Here is a 16,036-nt window from a genome sequence, read left to right on the forward strand (position 1 = left end):
ACATGATCAAACTTTCCAGCCGCCCTGGCCTCGTCGTGTTAGCCGTGGCCACTTTTTTCGCCACTGCGACAGGAGTCAGTTCGGCATCTGCCACCCCCCTGGCCTCCGACCTCGAAAGCCTTGGGAGCGCCCCAGGGAACAGCGACCAGTCAGACGGCCTGACCGCCACTGTCCACCAGGCAGAACGTGACGAGACAGGAGCATTCCTCTCGGTTGCATGGAGTATCGAAAACTCCGGGAGTAATGCGCGAGGAATCGTCTGGCTGAGGGACCGAGCATACAGCTATTCAGGGCCGAACTATGCTGGCGTAACCGCCGTGAGTGGTGATTCGGGCACCAGATTCCATCCCATCATGGATGGGAACGGCGAATGCCTTTGCTCTGGCCCCACGTCAAACAATATCGCACAGCAGGTCGAACCCGGCTCCCAGGTCGCATACTGGTCCATGTTCTCAGTGCCGAGTGACATTGATTCGATAAACATCGAAATACCGAATTTCGAGCCCATCGAGGATGTTCCGATTTCCTGACCCCTGTTCCGTTCCCTTTCCGGACACCCGTAGGAGACGGCGTTGCCCACCCCCCACCGCCCCGCCCCCGGAGGCAGCCGACGGCCCTCCCCCAGCGGACCGCCCGGACGCTCGGGCGCACGCCACGGGCCGCCTCGTGTGCGGGCCCGGATCGAACGCGCCTCCCGCTGGTTCCGTCCGGCACGAAGATCCGGACAGGACGGGGGCGCGGCTCTCGTCGAGCTCGCGGCGGTCACCGTACTGGCCGCGGCGATCATGGTCTCGGTGTACCAGCTCGAACTGAGCCAGACCTTCAACAGCGGGGTCCGGCAGATGGTCTGTCTGGTCGAGGGGCCCGACTGCGGCGACGAGACGTGGGTCGACGCCGACCGTCCGGAGGAACCCGAGCAGTACGAGTGGAGCGGCGACGACCCCACCTCCACCGAGAACCAGAGCCTCGCCATGCGCATGTCCGCTGACGCCGGGTGGACCGACGGCGAATGGCAGTGCCTGAGCAACCTGTGGGGCACCATCTCCAGCTGGGACCACACCGTCGTCGACACCGAGACGGGCAACAGCGGCATCGCCGGGTTCAACCCGGCCAGGCACGGCTCGATGCCCGCCGGTTACATGGAGAGCCCGTCGGCGCAGATCTCCTGGGGGATCGGCTACATCGCTGCCGCCTACGACTCGCCCTGCGGCGCCTTCGCGCAGTGGGAGGGTTCCGGCACCTACTGAACCCGCCCTCGGCGCGTGTCCGCCGAGACCAGCGCCCCGTGCGCCGCCCCCGCCCTGCGGGGGACGGCGCCTTTCTCATTCCCCGGACGACCCCTGGTGTGCGCAAAAGCCGCACATTGACCGGCAAACCTTCAGGCAGTAATCCGACATAAAGTACTTTCTACTTGGACAGGACCCATAGCCTGAGCGTTCATTCCCCACGCCTTTCCCTGCCGGGGGGCTCGGATCGGCGTGGTCGACGGGGGTCGGCGCCTTCCCGCGCGAGAGAACGCCGAGCGGCGCCGGGAACACGGGGGGCCAGTGAAGATCGCCTATCTGATCAACGACATGTACGGCATCGGCGGCACCGTCCGTACCGTCGCCAACCAGGCGGCGGCGCTGTCGGCACGGCACGAGGTCGAGATCGTCTCGGTGTTCCGGCACCGCGCCGAGCCCGCCCTGCCCGTGCCGTCCGGGGTGCGCCTGCGGCCCCTCGTCGACGTGCGCAAGGACAGGCGGGGCCCCGGCGCCGGGGCGGAGGGGCGCCCCCTGTACGAGGGGTCCGAGCGGGCCGGGCTCCCGCCTGAGCTGTTCCCGCAGGAGGACACCCGGGGGTCCACGCACAGCCGGCTCACGGACGACCGGTTGGAGGAGTACCTGGCCACCACGGACGCCGACGTGGTCGTGGGAACCCGGCCCGGTCTGAACGTCGTGATCGCCCGCGCCGCCCCGAGCCGGGTGGTGAAGGTGGGCCAGGAGCACCTGACCTACGACCAGCACTCCGAACCGCTGCGCCGGGTGATGGAGGCCGAGTACCCCCGCCTGGACGCGTTCGTGACGGTGACCGAGGCCGACGCGCGCACCTACGCGGAGCGCATGCCGATGCCGGGGGTCCGGGTGCTGTCCATCCCGAACTCGGTGCCCGCCCCGCCGTTCACCGCCAACGGCCACAACACGCGGACGATCGTGGCCGCCGGGCGGCTGGCGCCCAGCAAGCGGCACGACCTGTTGGTGGAGGCTTTCTCCATGGTCGGCGACGAGTTCCCCGAATGGACACTGCGCATCTACGGGCGCGGCGACAAGCGTGCGTCGCTGGTCCGGCTGGTGCGTTCGCTGGGCCTCCAGGACCGCGTGTGGCTCATGGGGCCGCACCCGCGGGTGGAGGAAGCCTGGGCCCAGGGTGCGTTCGCCGCGGTCACCTCCAGCGAGGAGCCGTTCGGGATGACCATCGTGGAGGCCATGCGGTCGGGGCTGCCCGTGGTGAGTACCGACTGCCCGCACGGGCCGGCGTCGATCATCCGCGACCGCGAGGACGGGCTGCTGGTGCCCAACCGGTCGGCCCAGGGCATCGCCGAGGGGTTGTCCACACTGATGGCCGACGACGGCCTCCGCCGCCGGATGTCCGCGGCGGCCCTCCTGGGTTCCGAGCGGTTCGACCCGGCCAACGTCGTGCGCCTGCACGAGGAGCTGTTCTCCGAGTTGGCCGGGCGGGCGCCGCGGGCGCCGGCGCCCGCGGCGCCCGTGCCCCGGCCCGGGCCGCCGGCGGCGTGCCGGGTGCGTGCGGGGGGCGACGGCCCGGCCGTGCTCTCGTTCACGGATCCTCCCGACGAGGTGGTGCTGGTGCGCCCGGGACAGCGGGTCGCGCTGACCCCCGGCCCCGGGGGCGAGGTGGTGGTGGACGCCGAGCGGGACCGCCTGGCGGCGCGCACGTGGGAGGTGTGCCGGGTCGACGGGGGCCGGGTGAGCCCCGTCGAGGACGTCGAGATCCACCAGCACGGCTACCCGCTGGCCGCCGACGGCGTCGACCGGCTCGCCCTGGTGGTCCCCGCCCGTTCCGGCAAGGGCCGTCTGGTGCTGCACGTGCGCCGCTCCGCCCGCCACGCGGAGGTGGAACGCGTGGAGGTCGCCGACGGGCTGATCACCGTGCGGGGGCGGGTCCTGGGCCGGGGCGGGCCGGACGCCGGGGCCAGACTCGCCGTGCGGCTCCGCGAGGCGCCGCAGGCCCCGCGGGAGTTCTCGGCCCCGGTGGCCGCCGACGGCCTCTTCACCGCGGTGATCGACCCGGAGGCGGTGGTGCGCGGTCGGGAGGGGATGTCGCAGAAGTGGGAGATGCGGCTGGTGCTGTCCGACGGCGCCGAGTGCACCCTGGGCCGTCACCTGTCCGGGGTGGCCGGCTACAAGAAGATCATCGACTACCCGGCGCAGCGGGTGGAGTCCCCGCACGGGGGCGGGGTACGGGTGCGGCCCTACTACACGGTCAACGACCGCCTGGGGCTGCTGACGTCCCCGTCCGCGCCGTCCCTGGAGGTGGGCGAGGTACGGGTGCGTCCGACGGGGCTCCACGGAAGGCGTCTGCGGTTCGAGGCGCACCTGGACGGCTCGTTGCCGGAGGGTGCCGAGTACGCGGTGGAGGTGGTGCGCGGCACCGACGTGGGCCGGCGCTTCCCCCTGCACGCCGAGGGTCCGCGGAGTCGGCCGGGGACGGCCTCCGTCCCCGGGGGCGGTCGCCTCGTGGGGACCCTGCCGCTGCTCCGGGGCGAGGAGTACGGCGACGCGTCCCCTCTTCGGGTCACGTGGCAGCTGCGGCTCCTGGCGGGGCCCGCGGACGCGATGGGCCGGGTGAGGGCCGAAGAGGTTCCCGGGCACACGGCACGCCGCTGGAGCCGTGGCCCGTACCTGCGTTCGGTGACAGTGACGCCGGTGGGATCGGGCGACCTCAAGGTCACCGTCGCCGACGTGCACCTGTGGGGCTCGGTCAGCCGGCGTCTGCGCTGACGCGCGGCGGCGTCCCGGCGGGCCGCGGCCGCCACCGGAGCACGGCGTCCGCGGGCGGGTCCCGGCAGGGCCCGCCCGCGGACGCCGCGGCTACTCCTGCGCGTCGGCGCGGAGCAGGCGCTGAGCGGCGCTCAGGTGGTCCAGGAGCCAGTCGGGGAGGTGGTCGGCGCTGCGGGGGAAGTACCGCATGTCCTGGTGGTAGCTTCGGGGGTCGGGTTCCACGTCGAACTCCGGCGGGTTCTGGTGGTCGAAGTGGACCCCGATCTCCCGGGACTCCTGGATCGTGATGCGGGCGGTGAACCACGTCCCCTTGCCCGGCTGGTACATGCCCGTCCTCAGGCGGCCGAGCAGGCGGCCGGCCTCCGGCAGGAGGAGGTCCCACTCCGTCCCGCCGTCCGGTGTGCGCACGCTGACCCTGGCCGAGGAGACCCCGACGAGCCCCTTGTAGTCGACGACGATCTCGCTCCACTCGCCCCACACGGACTCGATCGTGCGGTCGACGATCTCCTGGACGGTGTCCATCATCTCCTCGGGCGACATGTCGCCGGGAGCGATCCTGGTCTCCCGCGTGACGCGCGCGCTCCGGAACACGCTCCAGGGCGACGAGGCCTCCGACGTGTCGGGCACCCGTTCCCCCTCGAGTCTCTCCATGAGCCAGTCGGGGAGGTGCTCGTCGTCGCGGGGGAAGTACTCCAGGTCGAGCATGTAGTCGGCGGCGTCCCGGGGCTCGTCGAACCAGGGCTCGTTGTCGTAGTCGTACCGGACCCGGTACCGGCCGGTCCGGTCGTACTCGAAGTAGGCCGTGTACCAGGTGCCCTTCCCGTGCGTGTACATGCCGGAGCGGACCTCCCGCAGTACCTCCAGTGCGGACAGCGGCGGGAGCCACCCGGTGCTCCGGCCCCCGTCGAACATGACCTCGAAGTGGGCGGACTCGGCGTCGGCGAGTCCCGAGTACACGAGCCGGAACTTGGCCCAGTCCTCGGGGGCCGTCCGCAGCAGGTCCGCTCCCAGACCGCGGAGGGATTCGTCCTGTTCGACGGGCGTCATCGCTTTTCGGGCGCTCATGTTCTCGCCTTCTAGTTGCCCTGTATGTGGCACGTGGATTTCTTGGGTGGATTGCCGTGAGGGTTGGGAAAGTTCCCCGTATGCGGCTTCCGGACGGTGTACATCCTTCCGGGTGGAATCCGATTCTGGCCGAACACACGACAAAAACCCGCGCGCGAGCCCGGCGCGGCCCCCGCATCCCTCCCGGGCACACCCGTCGGCACGGCGGGACGGTCGGTCCGCGTTTCCTTTCTTACCAGGCCAAGCGCCGCGAAACGGGCCAACAGGCGAGTGTGGACGAACTCCCGCGCCGATGGCCAGGTGTGGTCACGCCTCCACCGCCCAGGGCGACATCAAAAGGACGAAAACCCCCTCCGGCGTCGCGTGAAACGCGGTTCCGTCCACAGGCGACTACCGATCATGGACAAGCCCGGATAAGCTGCGCCCGGCAGGGCAACTGTCCGGATGCGCTCGCACGCACGCCCTGCGCGACGCGCTCCCGGCCCCTCGAACACCCGCCCCCGCTCCCCGCCCACACGGGGAAGGCCCCCACCCACGGAAAACACATGGGACTGCGACGGACCCTCCTCCCCTCCTCCTCAGCCCGGAAGAGGCCCCGGCCCCTCCTGGGCCGCGACGACGAAGGGCAGGCCAACACCCTCCTGCTCTTCGGCCTCACCCTGGCCCTGCTGGCCCTGACCCTGCTGTTCGTCAGGGTCGGCGCCGCCAACGACACGCGCTCCCGGGTCCAGACGGCCGCCGACGCCGCCGCGCTGGCCGCCGTGGGTGCCCTGCAGGACGAGGCCGCCCAGGAGATGGTCGAGGGCGGCATCCCGTACCCGTGGTTCGACGAGGAGGTCGCCGAGGGACGCGCCGAGGAGTACGCGCGGGCCAACGGGGCGGTCCTGACCGACATCCGCGCCAGCGACAACAGCCTCGGGCGGTACGGCAACATCGTGCGGGTCGAGGTGCGCGGCGCCGTCTGCCAGAGGGAGCTGGAGGAGGACGGGTCCCGGCACTGGAACGACGTGGTGTGCGACGGGAGCGAGGACGAGACCGACACCGTGGTCGGCAACGCCTCGGCCATCGCGATCGTCCGGGTCCCCCACGACTGCGGCGTGGACGGCGGCGTCATGGACTGCGGCGGCGGGCCGGTCACCGACGTCGAGTCGGCCAAGCGCCTGGTCGCCGTGCACCTGGTGGACCAGGAGGGCCGGTACAGGTTCGACCCGGACTCGTACTTCGGGGGCGGCGCCGTGGTGAACTGCTCCTCGCTCGGCTCCCTCCACCCCGCGATGTGCGCGGTGCACAACCGCCTCCAGGAGGAGTTCGGCGGGTTCTACATCTCCGCGGGCGGACGGCGCACGGAGCCCGGGAGCGACCACCACACCGGCCAGGCGGTCGACTACATGATGGTGTCGGACCTGGGCGCGGTGCCGACCCCGCAGATGCACCAGACCGCTGTGACGGTGATCAACTGGATCATCCCGCGGGCCAGGGAGCTGCGCGTCAAGGGCATCATCTACGACCACCACATCTGGAACGCGGCCTTCGACCCGGTGGGGCCCTGGGAGAGCGTGCGCCGCTTCCACCAGGACACCGGGAACAACACGCAGGACCACGTCGACCACATCCACCTGGCCGCGGGTGAGGGGAACATGCAGTAGGGCCGCCGCCTCCGCCGGAGGCGGAGCGGCGCGGCCGTCCACAGGCGCGAACTCCCCCTTGTCCCCCCTCCGGCCGCGGTCCAGCCTGGAGGTATGACACTCCGTGGGGTCGCCCTCCCCGACCGCTCCCTCCTCCTCCGCACACTCGCCCCCGTCCTCGACACGGTGTCCGCCACGGCGGTCGCCGCCGACGTCACCGCCGCCTACGTGTGGGGCGTGGACCTGTACCCGCGCGGCGCCCGGCCCACCCGCACCCGGCTGCACGTGTCGGTACCGCCGGGGGTGAGCACCGCCGGGGCCCCGGTCGTCGCCCACAGGGAGGTCCTGCCGCCCGCCGACACCACCGTGGTGGAGGGCGTCCGGATCACCACCCCGGCGAGGACCGCCGCCGACGTCGCCGCACGCGCCCCCTCGGTCTTCGTGGCCACGGCCCGTCTCGACGGGTTCCTCTCACGGGGGCTGGTCACCGACGACGAGATGGCCCGCGCGGCCCGCGCTCCCCGGGCGCAACCGCGGCTGCGCCGGCTCCGCTCCGCGCTGTCCTACTCCAGTGCCCTGAGCCAGTCCCCCGCCGAGTCGTGGGCACGGGTACTGCTCCTGGAGGCGGGGCTGCCGCCTCCCGTCCCCCGGTGTCCGATCGCCACCGCGGAGGGCCTGTTCCACGCCGACCTCGGCTGGCCCTCCCTGGGGGTGGCGCTGGAGTACGACAGCCTGGAGTTCCACTCCTCGCGAGAGACCCTGGCCCGCGACCGCGCCCGCTACGCCGCGATGCGCGCCGAGGGCTGGGAGGTGGTCTCCGTCGGCGTGTACGACCTCCGGCGGCGCCCCGACCGCCTGGTGCGGCGCCTCCTGCACACGCTCGTCCGACGGGGCTGGTCGTGTCCACCGCACCGTCTGCGCCGCGTCCGCCGGAAGATCCGCGCCTACGCGGCACGGCCTCCCCTGCTGACGGCTCCCCCGGAGCCCTGAGACCCGGGTGGCCCCTCCGAGCGCGGTGCCCGACGCCCGCGCCCTTCCCGCCGAGTCCCCGGGGGCCGCCCGCAGTACCCCCGCCACCGTCCCCGACAGGAGAAAGGAGGCCCGACGTGGACCGGGGCAACGCCGTGATCGAGTACACGGCCCTGCTGGTCGTGGTGGCCGCCGTGGTGGCGCTCGCGGTCCAGGCACCGGTTCGGGAACTGCCCGCGGAGGTCCGCGGCGCCGTGCACGCCGCCCTGGGCCGGGTCCCGGAGGCTCCGCCCGGGGAGGCGGCCCCTCCCGGCGGTCGCTCCGGCGGAGAGCCCGGTGCGAACGGGACCGGCCGCCACGGGCTCCCCGGGAGCGGCGGAACGATCGGGCCGGACCATAACGACGAGGCCACAATCGGCCACGAACGCCTACCGGACGGTGACTGGACGCTGGATCCTGTGGCCGCGGCCGAAGCCGTCCTGCGCTGCTCGCGGGGCACGCTCGTTCCCGACCCCGTGGCTCGCGTCGACTGTGCGCTGGCGCTCCTGGGACTGCTGGAATCGGAGGTACTCGAAGCGACCGTTCTTCGTTTGGAAGCCGATGAGCTGCACGAACTCTTCTCCAGCCGTTCCTTCGCCGCGACCGGCGCGGCCCGGGTAGCGGTCCGGGCACTGTGGGAGCACGCGTCGGAGGAGGCCCTGCGAAGGCTGTCGCGGACCCGCACCTTCGGCTTCCTGGAGCCGGCTCTGGAGACGCCGCACCTGGACTGGGTGCTCCGGTTCGCCGATGCGGGGAGCGATTACGTGCATGCGACCATCGAACAGAACACTGCGTCACCGCGTCGTACCCCCCGCAGACGCAACCCGACGACGCCAGCTGACGAAGATGCGCCGCCGTCCCCCTCCGTGCCCTGGCGGGCGCGTTCCGATTCGCAGAAACGAGGCCCAGGCCGTGTCGATGCCGTCGATACCGCGCACCTCCGACTCCGAGGACCCGCCTCCGGAGGGGGGAGAGCGCCCCAACTGGCTGGTGTCCGTGCTCGTGGTCGTGGTCTGCCTCGCCGTGATCGCCAGCGGTTGGGGGGTGGCCCGGCTCACGCTGGGCTCCCCCCTGCGGCCCCTGGAGGTCGCGGACGGTCCCGAGTCGCGGCCGCCCCGGACGGGCGCCCCCTCCTCGGAGGCCGACCCGGAGGACGCCGAGTCCTACGTGGCGGTGGCCGCGGGCCTGGTGGAGGACTCGGCCGCCTTCCACATCACCTTCACCGTCGACGACGGGAGCGCCGGGCCGGAGGGCTCGCAGGCCTCGGAGGGCCGGGAGCGCCCGGACGGCCCAGAAGGCGGTGAGGGGTCCGAGGCGCCCGACCAGGAGCGGCGGGCGCCCCGGGTCCTGCCCGCCTCGGGGGGTTCCGCCGACGACGCCCGGCGTGCCGCCGGACAGCCGGCCGCCGGGGCGGTCCCGGCGGCGCCCGCGTACCCGAACGTGGCCTCCGGCCGCGGGCGCGTCATGTACGACGCCACGGCCGAGCCGGAGTTCGACCACTTCTTCACCACGACGGAGGGACAGAGCGTCTACCGCTACGACGTGGGCGACGGGCAGCTCATGATGACGGCGGACCGGGGGCTCAAGCTCCTGGATCCGCCGAGCGAGGCGGACGGCTACCTGTGTTCGCGGGGGTTCGGCTCGGCCAAGCTGCACGAGATCCTCGAAACCTCCTCCGACCTGGCCCTGGTCGGCCTGGAGGAGGTGGACCTGCGGTGGCCCGGCCAGCGGAGCACCCACAGCGCCTACCTCTACACGGGGACCTTCTCCGCCAAGGTGGGCGGCTACGACAAGGACAGCGGGGTCAACACCCTCACCCTCGTGTCGAACGCCGAGTTCGAGCTGTGGATCGACGAGCAGGGATATCCGCGCAGACTCGACTACCGGGCCGCCGGCGGTTTCGCGGAGAGCTACGAGTACCACTCGTTCAGCTGAGCCCCCGGAAGCGGGCGCGCATCGGGCCCCGGCACTGCCCCGCCCCGGGGCCCGGCGCCGACCGCCCGCGGCTACGGGGTGTCGGCGCCCGCTCCCGCCGCCACCACGTCGGGGACCGTCGCGGTGTCGTCGAGCTCGTAGGTGTAGGGCGGGTCGGGGACGGCGCCGCGCAGGTCGGGCTGGGCCGAGTCGACCAGCAGGTTGTCGCGGGTGACGACGTTGCCCGGCTCCTCGTCCTCGGGCGCCACCGAGACCGGGGTTCCGTCGAAGTAGTTGCCCTCCACCAGCACGTTGGCGTCGTGGGTGGACCGTACCCCGTACTCGGGGTTGGCCCGGTAGTAGTTGTTGAACACGTGCACGTGCTCGGCGGACCGGGCACTCGGGTGCCGGCCGGAGGTCCCGTCGAAGTAGTTGTGGTGCACGGTCACGCGGAGGGCGCCGGGCTCGTCGTCCTCGCCGCCGATGCCGATGGCCGACTCCGCGTCCCGGAAGTGGTTCCAGGACAGGGTGACGTTGTCGGCGCCTCCGGTGACGGTGACCAGGGCGGCGCCGCCGTCGCCCCCGGTGAGGGTGGAGCCGTCCACCCACACGTGGTGCGCCCCTCCGCGGACCGCCACCGCCGTCCCGTCCGACTCCAGCGCCAGATTGGCGAGGACGACGTTGCTGGAGCCGTCGACGACCAGTCTCCCGCCGGTGAGCTCGGCGCCGTCCCCCACACCCACGAGCGTCTTGTCGGAGCCGACCTCGACGGCCCCGTCCAGGTCGATGCGTCCGCTGACCTCGATGGTGAGCGGTTCCTCGTCGGAGAGGTGGTCGGAGAGCTCGTCCGCGTCGGACGCGGTGACGGTCTCACCCCCCGCTCCGCCGGTGACGCCGGGGTGGTCCTCGCCGTCGCGTTCCAGGGGCTCGCCGGCCCAACCGACCGGGGTGCCGAACGGGTCCTCCTCCCCGGGTTCCTCCGAGGGCGGGGGGCTCGACTCGTCGGCCTCCTCCGTCTGCGGCTCGACGGCCGCGCCGACGGGGGGCTCGACGGCGTCCCGGGGTTCCTCCTCCTCGCGTGTACAGGAGACGAGGGCCGCGCAGAGCAGCACCGCCGCGGCCGCGGCGGGGATGGGGTGAGGTCTCATCGAGAGCTTTCCAGCGAGCGGGGTAACGGGGGGCGGGGGGTTGCACCCCCGACCCTGCCACAGCGGGGTTCGCAGACCCAACCCAGGGCCCGGTTCCCCCTGCGCGCGGGGCTCGTTCCGAGGGCCGGTGGCGGATCGGGGACCGCGGGCGGCTTGGCACGGCGAAGGGCGCCGGCCCCCTGTCGGGGACCGGCGCCCCGGTGTCCTTCGGCGCTCGGAGCAGCGGCTGCTCGGACCGCCGTGGGCGGTGCCGTCGCGGAGGCTACTCGGCGAGCCAGCCGATGTCCTCGTAGACGTAGCTGCCGGCGACGCCGTAGGCGCCCCAGTTGCGCAGGTTCTCGTCCATCGCGTACTGGCCGGGACGCTCGAACAGCGGGATGGTGAGGACCTCCTCCCAGATGGCGGCGTCGATCTGGTTGGCGATCTCGGCGTAGCGGTCCGGGTCGGTCTCCCCGGCCAGCTCCTCGTAGAGGTCGTTGATCTCCTGGGTGGAGTGGAAGCTGGTGTTGTTGCCCCACTCCTCCCCCGCCTCGTCGACCGGGCCGCTGTAGTTGCCCTCGGTGTCGGTGGGGTAGGGGTTGGAGCCGGTCAGGACGAAGCTGGCCATCTCGTAGTTGCCCGGGATGACGTAGTCCGAGAACAGGGCGTTGCCGGGAACGTTCTGGACGTCCACCTCGACGCCGATCTCGGCGAGCATCTCGCGGGCGATGTCGCCCTCGTCCTTGGCCAGCTGCATGTCCTCGGAGGCCACCCAGCCGAGGGTCAGGGTGTCGCCCGCCTCGTTGGTGCGGAACTCCGCGCCCTCCTCCAGGGTCCAGCCGGCCTCGTCGAGCAGCGCCGCCGCGGCCTCGGGGTCGAAGGTGCCGACCGGGTCGCTGTTGTCCTGGTAGCCGTTCTGGCTGGAGCGGAGCAGGCGGTTGACCTCGCCGGTGATGGGCCAGTCCACGGCGCCCAGGGCCACCTCGGCCATGGTGTCGCGGTTGACGGCCATGGAGATGGCCTGGCGGACGTTCTTGTCCTGGAGCATCTCGCTTCCGGCGTTCAGCGAGATGAACCGGTGGGCGTTGTCGACGGCGCGGGTGAAGTAGGTGCCCTCGCGGTCCTTCAGGAGCTCCCACGCGGCGGCGTCGTAGCCGAGGTAGAAGGCGTCGATCTCACCGTTGTTGAACGCGGTCGCCTGGCCGTCGATCGCCACGTGGGTGAAGACGATCTCGTCCAGCATGGCGGGCTCGCCCCACCAGTCCTCGTTCTTCGTCACCGTGATGCGCTGGGTGACGTCGTCGAACTCGGGGTCCGCGAACGGGCCGGCCGTGACGGGGATCTCGCCGTCGTAGCCCTCCAGGAAGAGCTCCTCGTCCTCCATGTACTCCTTGGGGTACACGATGTCGAAGAGGGCGGGCCAGTCGGCGTAGGGCCGGGAGAACTCCAGGGTGAACGAGTACTCGTCCTCGCCCTGGACGACGTCCTCGATCCACTTGTAGCCGGTGTCGGAGCCGACCTCGAACTCGCCGTCGCGCTCACCCTTGCGGGTGATGACCTGGGCCTCGTAGTCCTCCCAGGTGATGGGCTCGCCGTTGGACCAGACCGCGTCGGGGTTGAGGGTGTAGGAGACCTCCAGGCCGTCGTCGCTGACCCCGTAATCGAGGACGTAGGCCTCGTTGGGGGCGAAGCCGCCCTCGTCGTCGAACCGGGTCGGGGTCGGCATGAGGGAGCCAAGGACACGGCGCACCTCGGCCTTGTTGCCCTGGACGTGCACCATGTTGTGCTGTTCTTCGTACTCGCTGAGGGCCCACACGAAGGTGCCGCCCTCCTGCAGGTCCTCGCGCGGAGCGGCGTTGAGGTCGGACGCGGGCAGCGCGGCGACCTCCTCCTGCGCGGCGTCCGGGTCGTTTCCGTCATCGCTGCCGCAGGCGCTGGCGACCATCACCAGGGCGGCGACGGGGGCGAGATAGCGCGCCTTCCCGATTCGCATGGGGATTCCTCCTATGGGGGTGGTTCTGCCGGCGCGCGGGGCGGCGCCGGCCGTGCCTCGAAGGGCCGGGGGGGGTCAGACGACCTGGCGCCGTTCCGCGTAGTGGCAGGCGGCGCCCTGGTCTCCTCCGTTGGTGGCGAGGATCTGCGGTTCGACGTTCACGCACGTGTCCTTCTCCGTGTCGGAGAGGGTGATGAACTTCTGGCACCTGGTCCGGAACCTGCAACCCGAGGGCGGGTTGGCGGGGCTGGGCAGGTCTCCGTCGAGGACGATGTGGGTACGGGCCCGCTCCTTCTCCGGGTCGGGGATCGGGATGGCGGACAGCAGCGCCTGGGTGTAGGGGTGCGCGGGCCTGGAGTAGACGGACCGGGTGTCGCCGATCTCCACGATCCGGCCGAGGTACATGACGGCCACGCGGTCGGCGATGTGCCGTACCACGGACAGGTCGTGCGCCACGAACAGGTAGGAGAGTCCCAGCCTGGCCTGGAGCTCCTCCAGGAGGTTGACGACGCCGGCCTGGATGGACACGTCGAGCGCGGACACGGGCTCGTCGAGGACCAGCAGCTTGGGCTCCAGCGCCAGGGCACGGGCGATGCCGATGCGCTGGCGCTGGCCGCCGGAGAACTCCGAGGGGAAGCGGGTGGCGTGCTCGGGGTCGAGGCCGACGAGCTGGATGAGCTCGTAGACGCGCCGGGTGACCTCGGCCGTGCCGGTCCGGTGGGCCCGCAGGGGCTCGGCGATGATGTCGAACACCGGCATGCGGGGGTCCAGGGAGCTCATGGGGTCCTGGAAGACGATCTGCATGTCGCGCCGCAGCGCGAACCGCCCGCTCTTGCCGAGCGTGGTCACGTCCTTGCCCATGACGGAGACGGAGCCGCTCTGGGGTTTCTCCAGGTCCATGATCTGCATGAGGGTGGTGGACTTGCCGCAGCCGGACTCGCCGACGAGCGCGAGGGTCTCGCCCTCGCGGATGTCGAAGTCGATGCCGTCCACCGCGTAGACCGTGCCGACGCGCCGCTTGAACACCATGCCCTTGTTGAGCGCGTGGTGCTTGACCAGGCCCTCGACCCGCAGCATCTCGGGCCGGTCCTCGCGGGGGACGTCGGCGGCCGGGACGTCGGGGATCTCCGGGACGGGGTAGATGTCCTGGGCGGTCCAGCCCCGGTCGGCGATCTCGCCGGAGCGGATGCACGCCACCCTCTGCACGCCGGTGTCGTGGACCCCGGTGCTCCCGGGCGCGGTCCCGCCGTCGGCGTGGGCGAGCCGGATGGCCTCCGCGCTCGGCTGGGAGCCGATGGCGAGCAGTTCGGGCTCGGCGGCCTCGCACTCGGGCTGGGCGATGGGGCAGCGCGGCGCGAAGGGGCAGCCGGGCGGCAGGTGGGACAGTGACGGCGGGGTGCCCTTGATGGGGACGAGGGCGCCCTGGCGGTCCAGGTCCATGCGGGGGACGGCGCCGAGCAGGCCCATGGTGTAGGGCATGCGGCTGCTGTAGTAGATCTCGTCGACGGTGCCGATCTCGACGGGGCGGCCCGCGTACATGACCAGGACGCGGTCGACGAAGCCCGCGACCACCCCCAGGTCGTGGGTGATCATGACGATGGCCGCGCCGGTCTCGTTCTGCGCGGTGCGGAGCAGGTCGAGGATCTGGGCCTGGATGGTGACGTCGAGCGCGGTGGTGGGCTCGTCGCAGATGATGACGTCGGGGTTGTTGGCCATGGCCATGGCGATCATGACCCGCTGGCGCATGCCGCCGGAGAACTCGTGCGGGAAGGACCGGTAGCGCTGGGCCGCGTTGGGGATGCCGACGAGGTCGAGGAGTTCGACGGCCCGATCGTGCGCCTTGGCCTTGGGGGTCTTCGGGTCGTGGACCAGGACGGCCTCGGCCAGCTGGTCGCCGACGGTGTAGACGGGGGTGAGGCCGGAGAGCGGGTCCTGGAAGACCATGGAGATGACCTTGCCGCGTTTGGCGGCCATCGCCCGGTCGTCCAGTCCGAGGATCTCCTCCCCGTGCAGCAGGACCGAGCCGGTGATCCTCGCGTGCTCGGGCAGCAGGCCCATGGCGGCCATCGAGGAGACGGACTTGCCGGAGCCGGACTCGCCGACGATGCCCAGGACCTCGCCTCGTCCGACGGCGTAGCTGACGCCGCGGACGGCGTGCACGTCGGGGTTGCCGTCGAACCCCGGGAAGGTGACGGTGAGGTCGGTGACCTCCAGGACCGGGCTGTCCGCGGTCCGCCCGTCTCGGGCGACGTCGGTGGCGGCGACCGTTTCGGTGCTCATGTGTTGCTGTCCCCCTAGGAGCGGCGCGACTTGGACTGCGGGTCGAGGGCGTCGCGCAGCCCGTCCCCGATCATGTTCACCGCGAGCACGAGGACCACCAGCAGGAGCGTGGGGAACATGAACATCCACCACGCCGTGGTCGCGAACCGGGAGCCGTCGGCGATGACCACGCCTAGGCTGATGTCCGGTGCCTGCACGCCCAGGCCGAAGTAGCTCAGTGCGGTCTCGCCGATGATCGCCGTGCTCACGGCGATCGTGGCGTCCGCGATGAGCAGGGACGACATGTTGGGCAGGATGTGCCGCAGGATGATCTTGTGCGGGGGGACGCCCATGTACCGGGCGGCGTGGATGTACTCGCGTTCGCGCAGGGAGATGGTCAGTCCGCGGACCATCTTGGAGGTGACCATCCAGCTGAACGCGGCCAGCAGGATGACGAGGACCAGCCAGCCGCCGTTGCCGACGAAGTGCTTGGACAGGATCGCCAGGACGACGAAGCTGGGCAGGACCAGGGCCAGGTCGGCGATCCACATGAGGCCGCGGTCGGTGAGGCCCCCGAAGTACCCGGCGAAGGAGCCGACCAGGGCGGCGACCGCCGTCGAGAGCAGGGCGACGAGGAGTCCGATGAGCAGCGACCTCTGCAGGCCCGCGGTGCTCTGGGTGAGGACGTCCTGGCCGGTGCGGTTGGTGCCCATCCAGTGCTCGGGCGAGGGCGGGTCGATGAGGGAGGTGTAGTCGCGCTCCCCCACGTCCCATCCGGTCAGGAGGGGACCGATGAAGGCGACGGCCAGCAGCAGGACGAGCATGCCGAGCCCGATGATGACGCGCCGTGTCCCCAGGAGCTGGCGCCCGATGTCCCTCAGGCGGTTGGGCGCCGGGGGCACGGCCGGTGCCGGTGCGGGCTCCGTGCTCGTTTCGGTCGTACTCATGGCGTGGTCTCCAGCCGGGCTGCCGCGGTGGTGTGCGGGGCGGTCGAGGGGCGGGACGCGCGGGCGTCGCCGTGGGTGGTGCGGGGGCCGGTCACGA

11 protein-coding genes are annotated in these 16,036 nt (G+C 71.7%); 6 read left to right on the forward strand and 5 right to left on the reverse strand.

Annotated features, from left to right (window positions below; translation table 11 throughout):
• Positions 1-2: 2 nt before the first annotated feature.
• From OUQ99_RS24515 to OUQ99_RS24525, 3 genes are all read left to right on the forward strand, one after another.
• Positions 3-530, forward strand: coding sequence for a hypothetical protein (locus OUQ99_RS24515; RefSeq protein WP_267946145.1), 528 nt, complete (start codon positions 3-5; stop codon positions 528-530).
• Between the two features lie 42 nt (positions 531-572).
• Complete coding sequence (locus tag OUQ99_RS24520; RefSeq protein WP_267946146.1) at positions 573-1,247, forward strand: hypothetical protein; 675 nt, start codon at positions 573-575, stop codon at positions 1,245-1,247.
• 300 nt (positions 1,248-1,547) lie between these two features.
• Positions 1,548-4,001: a glycosyltransferase family 4 protein gene (locus tag OUQ99_RS24525; protein WP_267946147.1), complete on the forward strand. Its 2,454-nt coding sequence runs from the start codon at positions 1,548-1,550 to the stop codon at positions 3,999-4,001.
• Between the two features lie 90 nt (positions 4,002-4,091).
• Here OUQ99_RS24525 and OUQ99_RS24530 read toward each other — a convergent pair whose 3' ends face one another.
• Entirely contained in the window at positions 4,092-5,066 is a 975-nt protein-coding gene (locus tag OUQ99_RS24530; RefSeq protein WP_267946148.1) for a hypothetical protein, read from the reverse strand.
• Between the two features lie 545 nt (positions 5,067-5,611).
• Between OUQ99_RS24530 and OUQ99_RS24535 the strand changes: the two genes are divergently transcribed.
• The 3 genes from OUQ99_RS24535 to OUQ99_RS24545 all read left to right on the forward strand — a co-directional run bounded on the left by OUQ99_RS24535 (position 5,612) and on the right by OUQ99_RS24545 (position 9,634).
• Positions 5,612-6,712: a pilus assembly protein TadG-related protein gene (locus OUQ99_RS24535; RefSeq protein ID WP_267946149.1), complete on the forward strand. Its 1,101-nt coding sequence runs from the start codon at positions 5,612-5,614 to the stop codon at positions 6,710-6,712.
• A gap of 93 nt (positions 6,713-6,805) precedes the next feature.
• Complete coding sequence (locus OUQ99_RS24540) at positions 6,806-7,681, forward strand: hypothetical protein (RefSeq protein ID WP_267946150.1); 876 nt, start codon at positions 6,806-6,808, stop codon at positions 7,679-7,681.
• A gap of 936 nt (positions 7,682-8,617) precedes the next feature.
• Positions 8,618-9,634, forward strand: coding sequence for a hypothetical protein (locus OUQ99_RS24545; protein ID WP_267946151.1), 1,017 nt, complete (start codon positions 8,618-8,620; stop codon positions 9,632-9,634).
• A 71-nt stretch (positions 9,635-9,705) separates the two neighbouring features.
• On the opposite strand, the gene OUQ99_RS24550 is transcribed toward OUQ99_RS24545, so the two are convergent.
• The 4 genes from OUQ99_RS24550 to OUQ99_RS24565 form a co-directional block, all read right to left on the reverse strand.
• On the reverse strand, positions 9,706-10,761 hold the full coding sequence (locus OUQ99_RS24550; RefSeq protein ID WP_267946152.1) for a pectate lyase family protein: 1,056 nt from the start codon (positions 10,759-10,761) through the stop codon (positions 9,706-9,708).
• Positions 10,762-11,023: 262 nt separating this feature from the next.
• Entirely contained in the window at positions 11,024-12,733 is a 1,710-nt protein-coding gene (locus OUQ99_RS24555) for an ABC transporter family substrate-binding protein (protein ID WP_267946153.1), read from the reverse strand.
• Positions 12,734-12,808: 75 nt separating this feature from the next.
• Positions 12,809-15,013, reverse strand: coding sequence for a dipeptide ABC transporter ATP-binding protein (locus OUQ99_RS24560; RefSeq protein ID WP_267946154.1), 2,205 nt, complete (start codon positions 15,011-15,013; stop codon positions 12,809-12,811).
• A gap of 14 nt (positions 15,014-15,027) precedes the next feature.
• Positions 15,028-15,939: an ABC transporter permease gene (locus OUQ99_RS24565; RefSeq protein ID WP_267946155.1), complete on the reverse strand. Its 912-nt coding sequence runs from the start codon at positions 15,937-15,939 to the stop codon at positions 15,028-15,030.
• Positions 15,940-16,036: the final 97 nt, after the last annotated feature.

This window comes from Streptomonospora nanhaiensis (genome assembly GCF_026642255.1).
GTDB classification, from domain to species: domain Bacteria; phylum Actinomycetota; class Actinomycetes; order Streptosporangiales; family Streptosporangiaceae; genus Nocardiopsis; species Nocardiopsis tropica.